Consider the following 16,126-nt stretch of genomic DNA (forward strand, 5'->3'; position numbering starts at 1 on the left):
AACATCTTATCCACAGAAGCGCCAACAGAGATTGGGGGCAAGTATTGTTGCCCGCCTAAACTTATCCTCGGGAAAAAGCCCGTAAAAACCGTAAGTTAGGCTGGTTGTTTTTTGTACGAAGGCTTGCAGGGCTTGAATACCATGGCGTGCAGCGAAGGGCGAACATGTTATCCACAGAAGCGCTAACAGGGATTGTGGGTAACCGTCATCAAACCCTGTTGAAACAAGACGGGCCCGAGACGATATCCAGATTCAGCTCATAGTCATTGAACGCCCCCCAGCCGAGCAGGATCGAAGGCACGTACTGCCCGAGCAGCATGGACGGCGGAATTGTGTAGTCCGGGTAGTATTTGTAGGTGATCGACCGGATGCGTCCGGCCAGGCTCAACTCGCCCCTGTAGGTCCGGTGACTCGGCGTGACGTTGTCCGGTGAATGGCCGGGCAAGGACGAGGTCAGGTAGTCCACATTGCCGGTGTCGATAATCGCCAGCGTTGCCCGACGATCCAGCCGCGCGGCAATGGTCAGTCGTTGATTGATGTCCATGCGCGCGTAGGTGATGGGCGAATCACATCGCGTGGGCGGTGCCGCGTTAATCTCCAGGGTCTTTTTCGTGACCTTCAAACGCCCTGACTTACCGATCAGATCAAGCCCCAACAAGTTATCCCGGTCACTGACAAACACCAGGACATTCCTGAATTCGCGTGTACCTATCTTCAGGGACTCCAGGATTCCCAGTTGGGCTGCCAGGTCTCGCTCACCGTAGAACGTGCTGTAGCCTAATGGGAGTCGGTCAATAACCTGATGCCCATCAACTTCGCAGTTTCAGTGTTGACCCGTGTTTGAGGGGCTCCCGTATCAAGAATGAAGCGCGCCGAAACCCCATTGGCCGCTTTGACGTCGATGTAGGGCAACACTTCGTCGGTCGAGTGGCCGTCACTGGGGTAAGGATGGATCGGCAGTACTTCGTGGTGCTTTGTTTGGGTCACCGAGAAATCGGCGACCTGACGCAAGATCGCGAGCGATTCGCTGCCGAACATGGAAAACAACGGTTTGAGCTCAGGGTCATTCGCGATGGCCCCGGCGTGACGGCGCTTGATCGCCAGGTAGTAATCGGGAAGCTGGTTGGCGGCCTTGTCCTCGAACATTCTGGCGAGAACGGACACTGAACACTTCAGGTTTTTTTCAGGATCGCGTACGTCGTCGCACTGCTGCTTCATCTGCGCCAGGGAAGCGCTGCGCCCCGGTTCAGACTCGATCCATGTATAGAAATCCGGCGCTTCCCTATCGGCCGTCGAATTCGTGGAGACACAGAGAAAAACCATCAGGGCACAGATCAGACATGGCACACGCCGATTGACCGCGCTCATGATCGACCCATGCCTGAAACCGCGTTGTTTGAATTAGCGCTGCTGCCAGTTCGGGCAGCTCATAGAGAAATGTAGTTCACTAGGGCCACTGCATGAGGTAGGCCTCACCGGTCACCCGAATCATCGGGTGAGGGGTGATCTGGCAGGTATCGACGATTCGAAAGCCATGGCGCTCGTAAAACCGACGGGCACCGGTGTTGACGGCGTAGTCGATCAGGCTCAACCCCTTGAGGCCCAACTGGCTGGCGCGCTCGTGAGCGTGCGCGAGGAACTGTTTGCCCAGGCCCTGATTTCGCCAGCCTTCGTGCAGCGCCAGGCTGGAGATGTAGAGCGTATCGGGGATTTCCATGTCGGCATATGGCGCCAGCACCGGGTCGGTGGTGGGTTCGGCCAGGGGATCGTGACGCATTGTGTAGCTGTGCATCATGCCGACGACCTGCCCGTCTGCTTCGGCAATCAGGCAGTTCTGCCAGGAGAAATCCACATCGTCGCGGGCGTAGCGACTGGCCCCCACTTCCAACAGATCCTGGCCCGGCTCTGCCAGTTGGCTCCAGATGTAATCCGAAGCCCCCTCTGACGAAATCTGGAACAGACGAGCAATCTCCCGCGCATCCGCGCGCTGGGCCGAACGAAATTTTACGGTCATGGTTTTCCCTTGTGGGAGCGGGCTTGCTCGCGAACGCGGTGTGTCAGGCAATTTTAATGTCGACCGAGACTCCGCGTTCGCGAGCAAGCCCGCTCCCACATTTTGATGTGTGGTGGTTGTGAGTCAGCGAACCACGCCTTCTTCGATCAACAACTTGAGAATCGCCTCGGCACCCGCTTGCGCGGTCACGCCTTTGAGCACTTGTCCGCCGCCGCCACTGGCCTTGGCCGTCGCGGCTTTCATCCGGTCTGCGCCGCTTTTGGCTTTGATCACTTTCAAGCGTTTAGGCCGCGGTTTGGCAGGTTGCAATGTAGCGACCGCCAGCAGTTCATCGTCGATCACTTCGACTTCATCCGCCTGCAACACCCCGCGCCGAGCCGGGCCGTAGGCGCTCTGCCGAGGCTTCGGCGCCGCGTTATCCACTGTCGCGAGAAACGGCAGCCGTACCTTCAAACGACGACGCTGGCCACGGGGCAAGGCTTGCAGCACCAGGGCCGAATTGCCGTCGATGGACTCGACCTGCGCCAGCCCGACCACCAGCGGCCAGCCGAGGCTTTCCGCCAGCAGAAACGGCAGCATGCCCGAGCCTTCACCGGTTTCAGCCTGGCTGCCGGTCAGCACGACTTGCGCACCCGCGTCGCGCAAATAGGCGGTCAACGCCGGCAATGCATCGGCGCCCTGCGGTTGTTCCAGCACATGCAGCTGTTCCAGGCCCATGCCTAGGTAAGCGCGCAACGCCGGTTCCGCGACGTCGCCGGCATGCAGCACTTGCAGGTTATCCCCAGCCAGTTGCAGACCCAGTTCCACGGCCCGCGCATCCTGCTCCGCGCGACGTGGCCGGCCGGAAGTCGGGTGGGCGCCGATGGACACCAGGCTGATGATTTTCGTGCTCATAACCCTTTCCTTCCCTTAAGCCGCATCGCGCTTGGCTTCGTTGCGGTAAGCCTCTACCGCCGCGATCAAGGCTTGAAGTATCTCGGCGCTCTCGCCGATCACCGACAGGTCGGCCCGTTTGATCATGTCGCAGCCAGGGTCGAGGTTGATCGCCACCACCTTGTCGCAGGCACCGATGCCTTGCAGGTGTTGGATCGCCCCGGAAATCCCCACCGCCACGTAAACGCGCGCGGTGACCCAGGTGCCGGACGCACCGACCTGACGGTCGCGCGCCATGAAACCATCGTCCACTGCCACGCGGGACGCGCCTTCGGTGGCGCCAAGGGCTTGGGCGGTCCTGTGGAAAAGTCCCCAGTCCTTGACCCCGTTGCCGCCGGAGAAGATGAACTCGGCTTCGGCCATCGGAATCGCCGCCGGGTCCACGGCCACAGCGCCCAGATCCTCGATCCGCGACAGGCTGCGGGCCACGGTTGTGGATAACTCCACCGGCAAGGCTTCGTGTCGGGTTTCGCTGACGGGTTCGGCACATTCGACGGCAGCCAGGATCAAGCGTGCAACCGGGCGCGCAAGGTCTTGCAAGCCAGCACCGGCGCGGCCAATGCATTCCTGATCCTTGACCTGCCAGACCCGCGTGGCCGGGCGTTCGCCCAGTGCAGCGGCAAAGCGTCGACCGAGTTCGCCGCCACCGCTGCGGCTGTCCGGCAGCAGCCAATGGCGCGGGCTGAACTGGTTATCCACAGCCCGCAGGCCCTGGACCCGTTGTTCCGGTGCATAACCGCTGAATTCCTCGCCTTCGAGTACCAGCAAGCGATCGACGCCAGCGGTGGCGAAGGCGCTCTCCTTGTGTTCGCCGAAGACCACGGCCAATACCGCGCCATCTTTGCCGGCCAATTGATGCGCCAGTCCGAGCAAATCGCGGTCGTGGCTGCTCAAGCGGCCGCCGACCATGTCCGGCACCACGCTGATGTAAAACGCAGGTGCAGGCACTTGATGCAGCGGCAATTGCACTTCAACAGCGGCCGAGCGTTTGGTCGCCCCGCCCTGCTGAGCGCCACTGCGGTCGATCCGTTTAATGCCGTTCGGGCCGATGAAACCGATGCCATGGGGATTTTTGCGGATGACGCCATTCGGCCCCATCCAGCTGTGTTGCGCCGGTTGCATGGCCGCATGCAGCGGGTGCAGGCGGTTACGGGCAATCCATTCGGCGCGGGGGTCGCGGCGGATAATGTCGCTCATCAGTGGGCCTCCGCAGGTTCACGTTGGGCCGGTGTGGTCGGTTTGCTTGGGGCTGCGTCTTCAAGCAGCGCGTCCGCCACCAGTTCGGCGATGTCCTTGATCAGCGGACGCGGTTCGACCACGCCTTCGAGCATCGCGGTGCACTGTGGGCAGCCCACGGCCACCAGTTCGGCACCGGTTTCGCGGATGTCTTCCATGCGCATGTCGGGGATCCGTTGCTTGCCCGGAATGTCGGTGATCGGCGCACCGCCACCGCCGCCGCAGCAGCGCGAGCGGAAACCGGAGCGTTGCATTTCCTTGACCTCGATCCCCAGCGCACGCAGCACCTCACGCGGCGCCTCGTATTCGCCGTTGTAGCGACCGAGGTAGCACGGGTCGTGATAGGTCACGCTGTTGCCTTTGTGCTGGCCGAGATTGAGTGCGCCAGCGCTGATGATTTCCGCCATGTAGGTGCTGTGGTGCTGCACGACGTAGTTGCCGTCGAAGGCGCCGTACTCGTTTTTCAGCACGTGGAAGCTGTGCGGGTCGCAGGTGACGATGCGGTTGAAGCTGTACTTGGCCAGGGTCTGGATGTTGCGTTTGGCCAACAACTGGAAGGTGGCTTCGTCGCCCAGACGCCGGGCCACGTCACCGCTGTCGCGCTCTTCAAGACCGAGCACCGCGAAGTCGACCTTGGCCGCTTTCAGCACTTTGACGAAGGCGCGCAAGGTGCGCTGGTTGCGCATGTCGAAGGCACCGTCGCCGACCCAGAACAGCACGTCGACCGACTTCTTCTCGCTCATCAGATTGAGGTTCAAGTCCGCCGCCCAGTTCATCCGCCCGCCCGGCGCGAAACCGCCCGGGTTGTCGGTGGCGATCAGGTTTTCCAGGACTTCGGCACCCTTGTTCGGGGTCGCGCCTTTTTCCAGGGTCAGATGGCGGCGCATGTCGACGATGGCATCGACGTGCTCGATCATCATCGGGCATTCCTCGACGCAGGCACGGCAAGTGGTGCAGGACCACAAGGTTTCAGCGTCCACCAGACCGTTGACGATCGGTTGATGCGGATTGCCGGCGTGTTCGCCGATCGCTTTGCCCGGATACGGGCTGCCGGCAAACTTGGCGTCGGTGCCACCGGCGAGGCCAACGACCATGTCTTGAATCAGCTTTTTCGGGTTCAGCGGCTGACCGGCGGCGAATGCCGGGCACGCGGCTTCGCACTTGCCGCACTGCACGCAGGCGTCAAAACCGAGCAGTTGGTTCCAGGTGAAATCCTTGGGCTTTTCCACGCCCAGCGGTGCGCTTGGATCGTTGAGGTCCAGCGGCTTCAAACCGGTGGAACGACCACCGCCAAAACGTTCGGCGCGGCGGTGCCAGGCCAGGTGCAGCGCACCGGCGAAGGCGTGCTTCATCGGCCCGCCCCAGGTCATGCCGAAGAACAATTCCGAGACGCCCCAGAGCACGCCGAGCCCGAGGATCACGACCAGGATCCAGCCACCGAAGTTTTCCGGCAGGATGCCTGCCACTGGCAGGGTCACCAGGAAGAACGACGCCGAAAATGCCAGCAAGCTTTTCGGCAAACGCATCCACGGGCCTTTGGACAAACGGGCCGGTGGGTTGCGCCGGCGCAGGTACACGAAGATCGCACCGACGAACATCACGGCCGTCATCAGCAACAGCGCGTAACCGAGGAAGCGGTTATGCAGGCCGAACCCGTGCACCAGAATCGCCAGCACAGCGGATGCCACCGCACCACCGGCCGTGGCGACGTGGGTGTTGGCGATGTATTTGTCCCGCGCGACGACGTGGTGCAAGTCGACCATGTAGCGCTTGGGCATGGCGAACAGGCCACCGATCAGGTCGACTTTCGAAGCCCGGCCCCGGCGCCACATAGCCACCCGCCGCAACGCGCCCAGAACCGCAAGGCCCAGGGCAACGAACAACAGGATTGGAAGAAGGGTGTTCAACATGGTGAAGCTCCCAAAGACCTCGGGGTTTTGCATGGGCCTTGTAGGAGCCGGCTTGCTGGCGATTCAAACGCCGCGGTGAATCAGGCAGTCCGCGTTATCGTTCATCGCCAGCAAGCCGGCTCCTACAGGAGATTGGCTTAGAAATCCTTGCACAACCGCAGCGCGTCGTAGATCGCCGCGTGGGTGTTGCGCTGTGCCACGCAGTCGCCGATGCGGAACAGCAAGTAGCCGTCGCCCGCCTGGCTCAACGAAGGTTGTGGCTTGATCGCGAACAGGGCTTCGATGTCCATCTGGCCTTTGTTGCGCGAGCCTTCCTTCATGGCGTAGTAGATTTCTTCGTCCGGACGCACGCCGTTTTCGACGACGACCTGGTCCACCACCCGCTCCTCTTTGGCGCCGGTGTATTCGTTTTCCAGCACCGCCACCAGCTTGTCGCCTTCGCGGTAGACCTTCTCCAGCATCATGTCCCCGGTCATGATCACTTCTTTCGGGTACATGCTGCGGTAGTACGTCGGGAACGAGGTGCCGCCAATCGCTACGCCTGGCTTGATGTCGTCGGTGACGATCTCGACCTGGCAGCCCTTGTCGGCGAGGAAGTCGGCGGTCGACATCCCGGTGAACTCGCAAATGGTGTCGTAGACCAGCACGTTCTTGCCGGGTGCAACCTTGCCGTCGAGGATGTCCCAGCTGCTGACCACCAGGCCTTCAGCCGCGCCCCAATGTTCGTTCTGCTCCAGGAACGGGTGACCGCCAACGGCGAGCACCACCACGTCCGGACGCAGGTCGAGAATGGTTGCCGCATCGGCGGCCACGCCCAGGCGCAGGTCGACTTTCAGACGCGCCAGTTCCAGCTGGAACCAACGGGTGATCCCGGCAATCTGGTCCCGTTGCGGGGCTTTCGACGCGGTCGTGATCTGCCCGCCGATGAACTCTTTCTTCTCGAACAGGGTCACGTCGTGGCCACGTTCGGCGGATACACGAGCGGCTTCCATCCCGGCAGGGCCGGCACCGACCACCACGACTTTGCGTTTCGGCCCGGTGGATTTCTCGATGATGTGCGGCACCCCCATGTATTCACGGGAGGTCGCAGCGTTCTGGATGCACAACACGTCCAGACCTTGATACTGACGGTCGATGCAATAGTTGGCGCCGACGCATTGTTTGATCTGGTCGACCTGGCCCATCTTGATCTTGGCGATCAGGTGCGGGTCGGCGATGTGGGCGCGGGTCATGCCGACCATGTCCACGTAGCCGCCTTCCAGAATACGGGTCGCCTGGTTCGGGTCCTTGATGTTCTGCGCATGCAGAACCGGCGCCTTCACCACTTCCTTGATACCAGCGGCCAAATGCAGGAACGGCTCCGGTGGATAACTCATGTTCGGGATAACGTTGGCCAGGGTGTTGTGGGTGTCGCAACCCGAGCCGACCACGCCGATGAAGTCGATCATGCCGGTGTCGTCGTAGTACTTGGCGATCTGCTTCATGTCCTCGTGGGACAAGCCGTCCGGGTGGAACTCATCACCGCACAGACGGATGCCGACGCAGAAATCCGGGCCGACTTCAGCCCGCACAGCCTTGATCACTTCCAGGCCGAAACGCATGCGGTTCTCGAAGCTGCCGCCCCATTCGTCGGTACGCTTGTTGACCCGCGGGCTCCAGAACTGGTCGATCATGTGCTGGTGCACGGCGGACAGTTCGACGCCGTCGAGGCCACCGGCCTTGGCACGTGCCGCAGCGCTCGCGTAGTTGCCGATCACGCGCCAGATTTCTTCCGGCTCGATGGTTTTGCAGGTCGCGCGGTGCACCGGTTCACGGATGCCCGACGGCGACAGCAAGGTTGGCCAGTGCTCGCCGTCCCAGCGGGAACGACGGCCCATGTGAGTAATCTGGATCATGATCTTGGCGCCATGCTTGTGCATGGCATCAGCCAGGTTCTGGAAGTGCGGAATGATCCGGTCGTCGGCCAGGTTGACCGACTTCCACCAGCCTTGCGGGCTGTCGATGGCCACACTGGAAGAACCGCCACAAATCGCCAGGCCGATCCCGCCCTTGGCTTTCTCTTCGTAATACTTGACGTACCGGTCGGTGGTCATGCCGCCGTCGGTCGCGTAGACCTCGGCGTGCGCGGTGCTGAGCACGCGGTTGCGGATGGTCAGTTTGCCGATCTGGATCGGCTGGAACATTGCTTCGAAAGCCATGGCGGGGTCCTCGACTTACAACGGCTTGACGGTGAACAAACCGTCGTCGTGGCCTTCTTCGGAGCCACCGTAGACTTGCTCGGCAACCGTACGAATCTTGCTGCCGCGGGCCTGCAGGATCTGGTCCATGGCACCGGCAAACCAGCCAGTGAACATGTAGTCGACCTTGCGCCCGACCTTGCCGTAGACGTAGACGAACGCCGAGTGTTCGAGCTTGACGCTGGCGGTGCCTTTGTCGAGGTCGATGTCCTGGATCTTGAACAGGCCCCAGCCGCGTTGCGACAGGCGTTTCATGTAGTGCTCGAACACCGCGACGCCTTCCAGGCCGTGGCATTCAGCTTCTTTTTCACACCAGTGCCAGGCGGATTTGTAGCCAGCCTTGTAAAGGATTTCGGCGTAGGCTTCGGCGCCCAGCACTTCCTCGATACCCATGTGGTTGTTGACGAAGAAGTGACGTGGTACGTACAGCATCGGCAGGGCGTCGGAGGTCCAGACACCGGTTTCGCTGTCGACTTCGATTGGCAATTGCGGGGCGATCTTGGCCATGGAAACTTAACTCCAGAAAAATTTTGCTGTTGCCCCCGGCACGCAAGGCCAGGGGAAAGGATTCAGAGGTGCGGCGGCTTACTCGCCCCAGACGTCCTTGAGGACGTTGACCCAGTTCTCGCCCATGATCTTGCGGACCACGCGCTCGGAATGGCCGCGCTTGAGCAGGGTTTCGGTCAGGTTCGGGAACTCGCCGACGGTGCGGATGCCCAGCGGGTTGATGATCTTGCCGAAGCTGGTCAGACGGCGGGCATAGCCCTTGTCATGGGTCAGGTATTCGAAGAAGTCCTGGCCATGGCCCTGGGTGAAGTCGGTGCCGATGCCGATGGCGTCTTCGCCGACGATGTTCATGGTGTATTCGATGGCTTCGGCGTAGTCGTCGATGGTCGAGTCGATGCCCTTGGCCAGGAACGGCGCGAACATGGTCACGCCGACGAAACCGCCGTGATCGGCGATGAACTTCAGTTCTTCATCGGATTTGTTGCGCGGGTGAATTTTCAGACCCGACGGCAGGCAGTGGGAGTAGCAGACCGGCTTCTTGGATTCGAGGATGACTTCTTCGGACGTTTTCGAACCGACGTGGGACAGGTCGCACATGACGCCAACGCGGTTCATCTCGGCAACGATTTCACGACCGAAGCCCGACAGACCGCCATCGCGCTCATAGCAACCGGTACCGACCAGGTTCTGGGTGTTGTAGCACATCTGCACGATACCGACGCCGAGCTGCTTGAACACCTCGACATAGCCGATCTGGTCTTCAAACGCGTGCGCATTCTGGAAGCCGAAGAGGATGCCGGTCTTGCCCTGCTCCTTGGCTTTACGGATGTCGGCCGTGGTGCGCACCGGAATCACCAGGTCGCTGTTCTCGCGAATCAGCTTCTGGCTGGCGGCGATGTTGTTGACGGTGGCCTGAAAGCCCTCCCACACCGACACGGTGCAGTTGGCCGCGGTCAGACCGCCCTTGCGCATGTCTTCAAACAGCTCGCGGTTCCACTTGGCAATAATCAGCCCGTCGATAACGATGCTGTCGGCGTGCAATTCGGCTGGGCTCATCAGGCTGTCCCCTATTAGCGATTCATGCGCCGAATCGTGTGCCGGCGCTTTGGGGCCAGCATATGCCTGAGGACCGGTGCAGCCGGGTGCAAAAACGACAGAGGGTTTGCCGAAAGCGTCAATCCGCGACAAAGGGTCGTCGTTGAACGTCACAGGCCACCTGTTCAAGGGCTTACGCATGGGCCAGAATTCGCGGCATTACGGAATTTGGGCCAAAAAAAGGGCTGAGACGCAATGAAATCGATCTTACTGGCAATGGCACTGATAGCGACCGGCGTACAGGCGGCTGAAGAGTCCGACACCAACCCCTGCGACGCGGTCGAAAACGACGTCCAGACCCTGGAATGCTCGATCTACAGCCGAACCACCGCCGAAGACCTGCTCAAGGACAACTATCAAAGCCTGACCGAGCGCATGCAAACGCTCTACGGCAAGAGCCCGACGCAACTGGCCGACATCACCGCCAAAATCAAGGCAGCCCAGCAACAATGGCTGAAAACCCGGGACGCGGATTGCGCGGTTGAAGCGTTTCCAGCGACCAGCGGCAGCAAGGCGTTCACCATTGCGCAAAATGATTGCGTGGCGCGGATGAGTGATGAGCGGTCGGAATTTTTGGAGTCGATTGGGCAGGAGTGACCCCGAACTTCCGTCGGAAAGCTGGCAACTTCGCCAGCTTTCGGCCCTCAAGAAATGCTGTTTCCTACAAACCTCGCTGACCAAGCCTACAGCGCTCCCAACACCTCGCAACAGACCCTGACAGTGGGGCAATATCCCGACATGCTTCGTTAATTGGCCAAGAGAGAAATATAAGTAACGATTGGAAAATCTTATAAAAGACTTATATTCTCTAATGAACAGCATTCACTGGACTCGAAAGGCCGTTAAGCAGCTTCTGAAATTGCATTCCGCTCACCAGATCCAGGTCCGTGATGCCGTCGCGGTGCTGACTGACATGCCTGACATCGTCAATGTCAAAGCACTGGTCGGTCATGACTACGCCTATCGACTTCGAGTGGGTAATTATCGAGTCATGTTCGACTGGGATGGCGCAATCAAAGTGGTCAGTATTCAAGAGGTCAAAAAACGCGATGAACGCACCTACTGACGTTCAAATCATCAACGACGCGGAGGGCAACCCTGCTTTCGTGGTCATTCCCTACGCGCAATATGTGGCGCAGAAGATTGAACCCGATCTGATTCCCCACGAAGTCGTCAGCCGTATCGTCGGTGGCGCAACACCGATTCGCGCCTGGCGCGAACACCTGAACCTTACCCAGGATGAAGTAGCCAAACGCATGGGTATTTCCCAGCCGGCCTTCGCCCAGCAAGAGACGGTTGCAAAACCGCGCAAAGCCACCCGCGAGAAAATTGCCGCGGCGTTTGGCATCACGGCCAGTCAACTTGAGCTGTAGGCTGCACACAACCATTTGTGAAAGGGATCGACATGAAATTCTGCGGCATCGAAATCAAAGGCAGCGAAGCGATCATCGCCGTGGCGTCCCTCGACGATCAGGTGCTGAGCCACGTCGCGCTCAATACCAAGAAAATCGCCCTCGACGATGACGACGAGGCCGCCAACGTCAAGGTGTTTGCCGCTCAGGTCGCGTCGTTTGTCCGTGAGAACTCCATCGACCGGATCGCGATCAAGAAACGCAGCAAGAAAGGCGAATTCGCGGGTGGCCCGACGACGTTCAAGATCGAGGGTATTTTTCAGTTGCTGGAGAGTTGCGAGGTGACGTTGCTGTCGCCGCAGACGATCAATGCACAGAACAAGAAGTTTGATTTTGAGCTGCCGGGGACACTGAACAAGTATCAGCATGAGGCATTCAAAGCGGCCTGTTCTGCCCTAATGAAAAAGTAAACGCCCCGCCCCCTGCAGGAGCCGACTTGCTGGCGATGAGGCCCTAAAAATCTACGCAGATCTTGAGACCGCTATCGCCAGCAAGCCGGCTCCTGCAAGGGCCCGCGTCAGGCCTTCTGTGTTTGTCGCCGGTCCTCGCGCGGACACCGCTCAAACCGCGCCCGATAACTGCGGGTGAAATACGACGGCGACTCAAACCCGCACGCGATACTCACCTCCAGCACACTCATATTGGTCTGCCGCAACAACTGCCGTGCCTTTTCCAGCCTTAGCCGCAGGTAGAAATTGCTCGGCGTGTCGTTCAAATGCAGCCTGAACAACCGCTCCAGCTGCCGCCGCGTCACTTTGATCGATTCCGCCAACTCCAGCGTGGTCAGCGGCGGTTCGCTGTGCTGTTCCATCTCGCCGATCACATGCACGAGCTTCTTGTTGCTGATGCCGTACCGCGTGGCGACTTCCATGCGCTGGTGGTCTTTGCGCGGGCGGATGCGGCCGAGTACGAACTGTTCGCTGACCTGGATTGCCAGTTCCGGGCCGTGGGCCTGAGCGATGAGGTCGAGCATCAGGTCGATGGACGCCGTGCCGCCGGCGGAGGTGATGCGCCGACGATCGATCTCGAACAGTTCCTGGGTGACGCTGAGCTGTGGATAAGATTCCTTGAAGGCGTCGATGGCTTCCCAGTGCAGGGTCAGGCGATGGCCGTCGAGCAGGCCGGCTTCGGCGAGGACGAAGCTGCCAGTGTCGATGGCGCCAAGGGTCACGCCTTCGTTATCGAGCCGGCGCAGCCAGTGTTCCAGCGCCGGGGTGGCGAATTTCAGCGGCTCGAAACCCGCGACCACCAATAACGTCGCGCCTTTCTTCAGCGGCTCCAGTGCCGCGTCGGCATTGACCGACATGCCGTTACTGGCCAGCACCGCCCCGCCGTCCGCGCTCAGTACATGCCAGCGATACAGCTCGCCGCGAAAACGATTGGCGACCCGCAACGGCTCGATGGCCGAGATAAAACCGATGGCCGAAAAACCCGGCATCAACATGAAGTAGAAATCCTGGGACATGGAGCGCACTCGATTCGCGGGTAACGAGAGGGAGGGGAGCGTGTGCTGTTGATACGCCACTTGCACGCGGCATTCAAGAGGTCAGGTCGCTGCAGTGCAAGAGCTGGTCGCCGCAGTGCGTTTTAACGGGGGCGTTGGTGCGTAACTTGGTCATCACCGGCGCACGAAGATGCCGGGCCCCACAATAACGAACTGCCGAGGAAACCTGAGATGAAACGACTGATCAGCAGCTGTGTTCTTGCACTCAGCGGTACCGCTTTCCTGAGCGCCAGTGTCATGGCGGCCGAACCTGCTTCATGCCAGAACGTGCGCATGGGCGTCGTGAACTGGACCGATGTAATCGCCACCAGCGCCATGACCCAGGTCCTGCTCGACGGCCTCGGCTACAACACCAAACAAACCAGCGCGTCCCAGCAAATCATTTTTGCCGGGATCCGCGACCAGCGCCTGGACCTGTTCCTGGGCTACTGGAACCCGCTGATGACCCAGACCATCACGCCGTTCGTCGACGCCAATCAGGTCAAGGTCCTTGAAGCGCCAAGCCTGAAAGACGCTCGCGCCACCCTCGCCGTACCGACCTACCTTGCCGACAAGGGTCTTAAAACCTTTGCCGACATCGCCAAGTTCGAGAAAGAACTGGGCGGCAAGATTTACGGTATCGAGCCTGGCTCGGGCGCCAACACCCAGATCAAGGCGATGATCGCCAAGAACCAGTTTGGCCTCGGCAAGTTCCAGTTGGTCGAGTCCAGCGAGGCCGGCATGCTCGCGGCAGTGGATCGCGCCGTACGCCGCAAGGAAGCCGTGGTGTTCTTCGGCTGGGCGCCGCACCCGATGAACGTCAACGTGCAGATGACTTACCTCACCGGCAGCGACGACGCGCTGGGCCCGAATGAAGGGATGGCCACGGTCTGGACCGTCACCGCGCCGAACTACGCACAGCAGTGCCCGAACATCGGCAAATTGCTCAGTAACCTGACCTACACCGCCGAAGACGAGAGCCGGATGATGCAGCCGCTGCTGGATCACAAGGACGCGCTCGAATCGGCCAAACAATGGCTGAAAGATCACCCGCAAGACAAACAGCGGTGGCTCGAAGGTGTAACCACTTTCGATGGCAAACCGGCCGCTGACAATTTGAAACTGACCAGCAAATAAACCCCGATTGAACCACCGACTCGCAGCCCTACGGGGCTGCGAACGGAATCATCACGCCTGCAAGGAACCCGCCTCATGAACCACGACGTCATCATCACCTGCGCACTTACCGGTGCTGGCGACACGACCAGCAAAAGCCCACACGTGCCGGTCACCCCGAAACAGATCGCCGCTGCCGCAGTAGAAGCAGCAAAAGCAGGCGCCACGGTCGTCCACTGCCACGTGCGCAACCCGGAAACCGGCAAGTTCAGCCGTGACGTGGCGCTGTACCGCGAAGTGATGGAGCGCATCCGCGAGGCCGACGTCGACATCATCGTCAACCTCACCGCCGGCATGGGCGGCGACCTGGAAATCGGCGCCGGCGAGAACCCGATGGAGTTCGGCCCGAACACCGACCTGGTCGGCCCGCTGACCCGACTGGCGCACGTAGAAGAACTGCTGCCGGAAATCTGCACCCTCGATTGCGGCACCCTGAACTTCGGCGACGGCGACACCATTTACGTGTCCACCCCGGCGCAGCTGCGTGCTGGCGCCAAACGCATTCAAGAGCTGGGCGTGAAGGCCGAGCTGGAAATCTTCGACACCGGTCACCTGTGGTTCGCCAAACAGTTGATCAAGGAAGGCCTGCTAGACGACCCGCTGTTCCAGCTGTGCCTGGGCATCCCTTGGGGTGCGCCGGCTGATACCACCACCATGAAAGCCATGGTCGACAACCTGCCCGCCAACGCCGTGTGGGCTGGTTTCGGCATCGGTCGCATGCAGATGCCGATGGCGGCACAAGCGGTGCTGCTCGGCGGCAACGTGCGGGTCGGCCTGGAAGACAACATCTGGCTGGACAAGGGTGTGCTGGCAACCAACGGCCAACTGGTCGAGCGTGCCTCGGAAATCCTCAGCCGCCTCGGCGCCCGGGTTCTGACACCGGCCGAAGGCCGGGCAAAAATGGGCCTGACCAAGCGCGGCTGAGCCAGACACATAACCCTGTAGGAGCCGGCTTGCTGGCGATGACGCAGGTACATCCTTCACATTTTTGTGGCAGGAGCGCCGCCATCGCCAGCAAGCCGGCGCCTACAGAGGATCACCGAATTCTTTCAGGAAGTTGCCATGACTTTTATTACCGAAATCAAAACCTTCGCCGCCCTGGGCAGCGGTGTCATCGGCAGCGGCTGGGTCTCCCGCGCCCTCGCCCACGGTCTCGATGTGGTGGCCTGGGACCCGGCGCCCGGCGCCGAAGCCGCCCTGCGCAAACGTGTCGCCAATGCTTGGGGTGCGCTGGAGAAGCAAGGCCTGGCACCCGGCGCTTCGCAGGATCGCCTGCGCTTTGTCGCGACCATTGAAGAGTGCGTTCGCTATGCCGATTTCATTCAGGAAAGTGCCCCGGAACGCCTCGATCTGAAACTGGAACTGCACAGCAAAATCAGCGCAGCGGCCAAGCCTGATGCACTGATCGGCTCCAGCACTTCGGGCCTGTTGCCGAGCGAGTTCTACGAGAGCTCGACCCACCCCGAACGCTGCGTGGTTGGCCACCCGTTCAACCCGGTTTATCTGTTGCCGCTGGTGGAAGTGGTTGGCGGAAAAAATACCGCACCGGAAGCCGTTCAAGCGGCCATGAAAGTCTACGAATCCTTGGGCATGCGTCCGCTGCATGTGCGCAAGGAAGTGCCAGGCTTTATCGCCGACCGTTTGCTCGAAGCACTGTGGCGCGAGGCGTTGCACCTGGTGAACGACGGTGTGGCGACGACCGGTGAAATCGACGATGCGATCCGTTTTGGCGCGGGTCTGCGCTGGTCGTTCATGGGCACCTTTTTGACTTACACCCTGGCCGGTGGCGATGCCGGCATGCGGCACTTCATGGCTCAGTTCGGTCCGGCGCTGCAATTGCCGTGGACCTATCTGCCGGCACCGGAGCTGACCGACAAATTGATTGATGATGTGGTGGATGGCACCAGCGACCAGCTGGGCAAACACAGCATTTCGGCGCTGGAGCGCTATCGTGATGATTGCCTGCTGGCGGTGCTGGAAGCGGTGAAAAACACCAAAGAGAAGCATGGGATGGCGTTCGCCGACTAACCACCGCTCCCTGTAGGAGCCGGCTTGCTGGCGATGAGGTCAACGCGGTTTGACAGGAACACCGCGCCGCCGCCATCGCCAGCAAGCCGGCTCCT

At 60.6% G+C, this 16,126-nt stretch carries 15 protein-coding genes and 1 pseudogene; 7 read left to right on the plus strand and 9 right to left on the minus strand.

The features are described from left to right. Positions 1-208 precede the first annotated feature (208 nt). The 8 genes and pseudogenes from FBY04_RS15940 to FBY04_RS15975 all read right to left on the minus strand — a co-directional run bounded on the left by FBY04_RS15940 (position 209) and on the right by FBY04_RS15975 (position 9,893). Positions 209-1,368: pseudogene (locus FBY04_RS15940) on the minus strand (retropepsin-like aspartic protease). 79 nt (positions 1,369-1,447) lie between these two features. Beyond that, a complete protein-coding gene (locus FBY04_RS15945; protein WP_145315776.1) occupies positions 1,448-2,014 on the minus strand; it encodes a GNAT family N-acetyltransferase in 567 nt (188 codons plus the stop codon). Positions 2,015-2,137: 123 nt separating this feature from the next. Further along, a complete protein-coding gene (locus FBY04_RS15950; protein ID WP_084318455.1) occupies positions 2,138-2,908 on the minus strand; it encodes an electron transfer flavoprotein subunit beta in 771 nt (256 codons plus the stop codon). A 15-nt stretch (positions 2,909-2,923) separates the two neighbouring features. Further along, the gene (locus FBY04_RS15955) at positions 2,924-4,144 is read right to left on the minus strand and encodes an electron transfer flavoprotein subunit alpha/FixB family protein (RefSeq protein ID WP_084318456.1); all 1,221 of its coding nucleotides are present in this window, start codon (positions 4,142-4,144) and stop codon (positions 2,924-2,926) included. Beyond that, complete coding sequence (gene dgcB / locus FBY04_RS15960; protein WP_145315777.1) at positions 4,144-6,093, minus strand: dimethylglycine demethylation protein DgcB; 1,950 nt, start codon at positions 6,091-6,093, stop codon at positions 4,144-4,146. The genes FBY04_RS15955 and dgcB overlap by 1 nt, the downstream gene beginning before the upstream one ends. A gap of 137 nt (positions 6,094-6,230) precedes the next feature. Then, positions 6,231-8,291: a dimethylglycine demethylation protein DgcA gene (gene dgcA / locus FBY04_RS15965; RefSeq protein WP_084318458.1), complete on the minus strand. Its 2,061-nt coding sequence runs from the start codon at positions 8,289-8,291 to the stop codon at positions 6,231-6,233. 15 nt (positions 8,292-8,306) lie between these two features. Next, entirely contained in the window at positions 8,307-8,837 is a 531-nt protein-coding gene (locus tag FBY04_RS15970) for a DUF5943 domain-containing protein (RefSeq protein ID WP_007947752.1), read from the minus strand. Positions 8,838-8,915: 78 nt separating this feature from the next. Continuing rightward, on the minus strand, positions 8,916-9,893 hold the full coding sequence (locus FBY04_RS15975; RefSeq protein ID WP_008033250.1) for a dipeptidase: 978 nt from the start codon (positions 9,891-9,893) through the stop codon (positions 8,916-8,918). A gap of 234 nt (positions 9,894-10,127) precedes the next feature. Between FBY04_RS15975 and FBY04_RS15985 the strand changes: the two genes are divergently transcribed. From FBY04_RS15985 to FBY04_RS16000, 4 genes are all read left to right on the plus strand, one after another. After that, positions 10,128-10,529, plus strand: coding sequence for a lysozyme inhibitor LprI family protein (locus FBY04_RS15985; RefSeq protein ID WP_084318460.1), 402 nt, complete (start codon positions 10,128-10,130; stop codon positions 10,527-10,529). A gap of 214 nt (positions 10,530-10,743) precedes the next feature. Beyond that, on the plus strand, positions 10,744-10,998 hold the full coding sequence (locus tag FBY04_RS15990) for a type II toxin-antitoxin system RelE/ParE family toxin (protein ID WP_145315778.1): 255 nt from the start codon (positions 10,744-10,746) through the stop codon (positions 10,996-10,998). After that, positions 10,982-11,305, plus strand: coding sequence for a helix-turn-helix domain-containing protein (locus FBY04_RS15995; RefSeq protein ID WP_145315779.1), 324 nt, complete (start codon positions 10,982-10,984; stop codon positions 11,303-11,305). Before FBY04_RS15990 ends, FBY04_RS15995 begins: the two co-directional genes overlap by 17 nt. 32 nt (positions 11,306-11,337) lie before the next feature. Then, a complete protein-coding gene (locus FBY04_RS16000; protein WP_084318463.1) occupies positions 11,338-11,754 on the plus strand; it encodes a DUF3010 family protein in 417 nt (138 codons plus the stop codon). 107 nt (positions 11,755-11,861) lie between these two features. Here FBY04_RS16000 and FBY04_RS16005 read toward each other — a convergent pair whose 3' ends face one another. Beyond that, a complete protein-coding gene (locus FBY04_RS16005) occupies positions 11,862-12,809 on the minus strand; it encodes a GlxA family transcriptional regulator (RefSeq protein ID WP_145315780.1) in 948 nt (315 codons plus the stop codon). A gap of 210 nt (positions 12,810-13,019) precedes the next feature. On the opposite strand from FBY04_RS16005, the gene FBY04_RS16010 reads away from it, so the two are divergent. The 3 genes from FBY04_RS16010 to FBY04_RS16020 all read left to right on the plus strand — a co-directional run bounded on the left by FBY04_RS16010 (position 13,020) and on the right by FBY04_RS16020 (position 16,031). After that, positions 13,020-13,964 carry a choline ABC transporter substrate-binding protein gene (locus FBY04_RS16010; RefSeq protein ID WP_145315781.1) on the plus strand — a complete coding sequence of 315 codons (945 nt, stop codon included), beginning with the start codon at positions 13,020-13,022 and terminating at the stop codon, positions 13,962-13,964. Between the two features lie 75 nt (positions 13,965-14,039). Further along, on the plus strand, positions 14,040-14,927 hold the full coding sequence (locus FBY04_RS16015; RefSeq protein WP_017341199.1) for a 3-keto-5-aminohexanoate cleavage protein: 888 nt from the start codon (positions 14,040-14,042) through the stop codon (positions 14,925-14,927). Between the two features lie 138 nt (positions 14,928-15,065). Beyond that, positions 15,066-16,031, plus strand: a complete 966-nt coding sequence (locus tag FBY04_RS16020; protein ID WP_145315782.1) for an L-carnitine dehydrogenase — start codon at positions 15,066-15,068, stop codon at positions 16,029-16,031. Positions 16,032-16,126 lie beyond the last annotated feature (95 nt).

Origin of the sequence: Pseudomonas sp. SJZ080 (genome assembly GCF_007828295.1) — a bacterium.
Taxonomy (GTDB): Bacteria; Pseudomonadota; Gammaproteobacteria; order Pseudomonadales; family Pseudomonadaceae; genus Aquipseudomonas; species Aquipseudomonas migulae_A.

Coding starts and splice junctions, on each gene's coding strand:
- FBY04_RS15945 (WP_145315776.1), bottom strand. CDS start 2,014: ATGACCGTAAAATTTCGTTCGGCCCAGCGCGCGGATGCGCGGGAGATT.
- FBY04_RS15950 (WP_084318455.1), bottom strand. CDS start 2,908: ATGAGCACGAAAATCATCAGCCTGGTGTCCATCGGCGCCCACCCGACT.
- FBY04_RS15955 (WP_084318456.1), bottom strand. CDS start 4,144: ATGAGCGACATTATCCGCCGCGACCCCCGCGCCGAATGGATTGCCCGT.
- dgcB (WP_145315777.1), bottom strand. CDS start 6,093: ATGTTGAACACCCTTCTTCCAATCCTGTTGTTCGTTGCCCTGGGCCTT.
- dgcA (WP_084318458.1), bottom strand. CDS start 8,291: ATGGCTTTCGAAGCAATGTTCCAGCCGATCCAGATCGGCAAACTGACC.
- FBY04_RS15970 (WP_007947752.1), bottom strand. CDS start 8,837: ATGGCCAAGATCGCCCCGCAATTGCCAATCGAAGTCGACAGCGAAACC.
- FBY04_RS15975 (WP_008033250.1), bottom strand. CDS start 9,893: ATGAGCCCAGCCGAATTGCACGCCGACAGCATCGTTATCGACGGGCTG.
- FBY04_RS15985 (WP_084318460.1), top strand. CDS start 10,128: ATGAAATCGATCTTACTGGCAATGGCACTGATAGCGACCGGCGTACAG.
- FBY04_RS15990 (WP_145315778.1), top strand. CDS start 10,744: ATGAACAGCATTCACTGGACTCGAAAGGCCGTTAAGCAGCTTCTGAAA.
- FBY04_RS15995 (WP_145315779.1), top strand. CDS start 10,982: ATGAACGCACCTACTGACGTTCAAATCATCAACGACGCGGAGGGCAAC.
- FBY04_RS16000 (WP_084318463.1), top strand. CDS start 11,338: ATGAAATTCTGCGGCATCGAAATCAAAGGCAGCGAAGCGATCATCGCC.
- FBY04_RS16005 (WP_145315780.1), bottom strand. CDS start 12,809: ATGTCCCAGGATTTCTACTTCATGTTGATGCCGGGTTTTTCGGCCATC.
- FBY04_RS16010 (WP_145315781.1), top strand. CDS start 13,020: ATGAAACGACTGATCAGCAGCTGTGTTCTTGCACTCAGCGGTACCGCT.
- FBY04_RS16015 (WP_017341199.1), top strand. CDS start 14,040: ATGAACCACGACGTCATCATCACCTGCGCACTTACCGGTGCTGGCGAC.
- FBY04_RS16020 (WP_145315782.1), top strand. CDS start 15,066: ATGACTTTTATTACCGAAATCAAAACCTTCGCCGCCCTGGGCAGCGGT.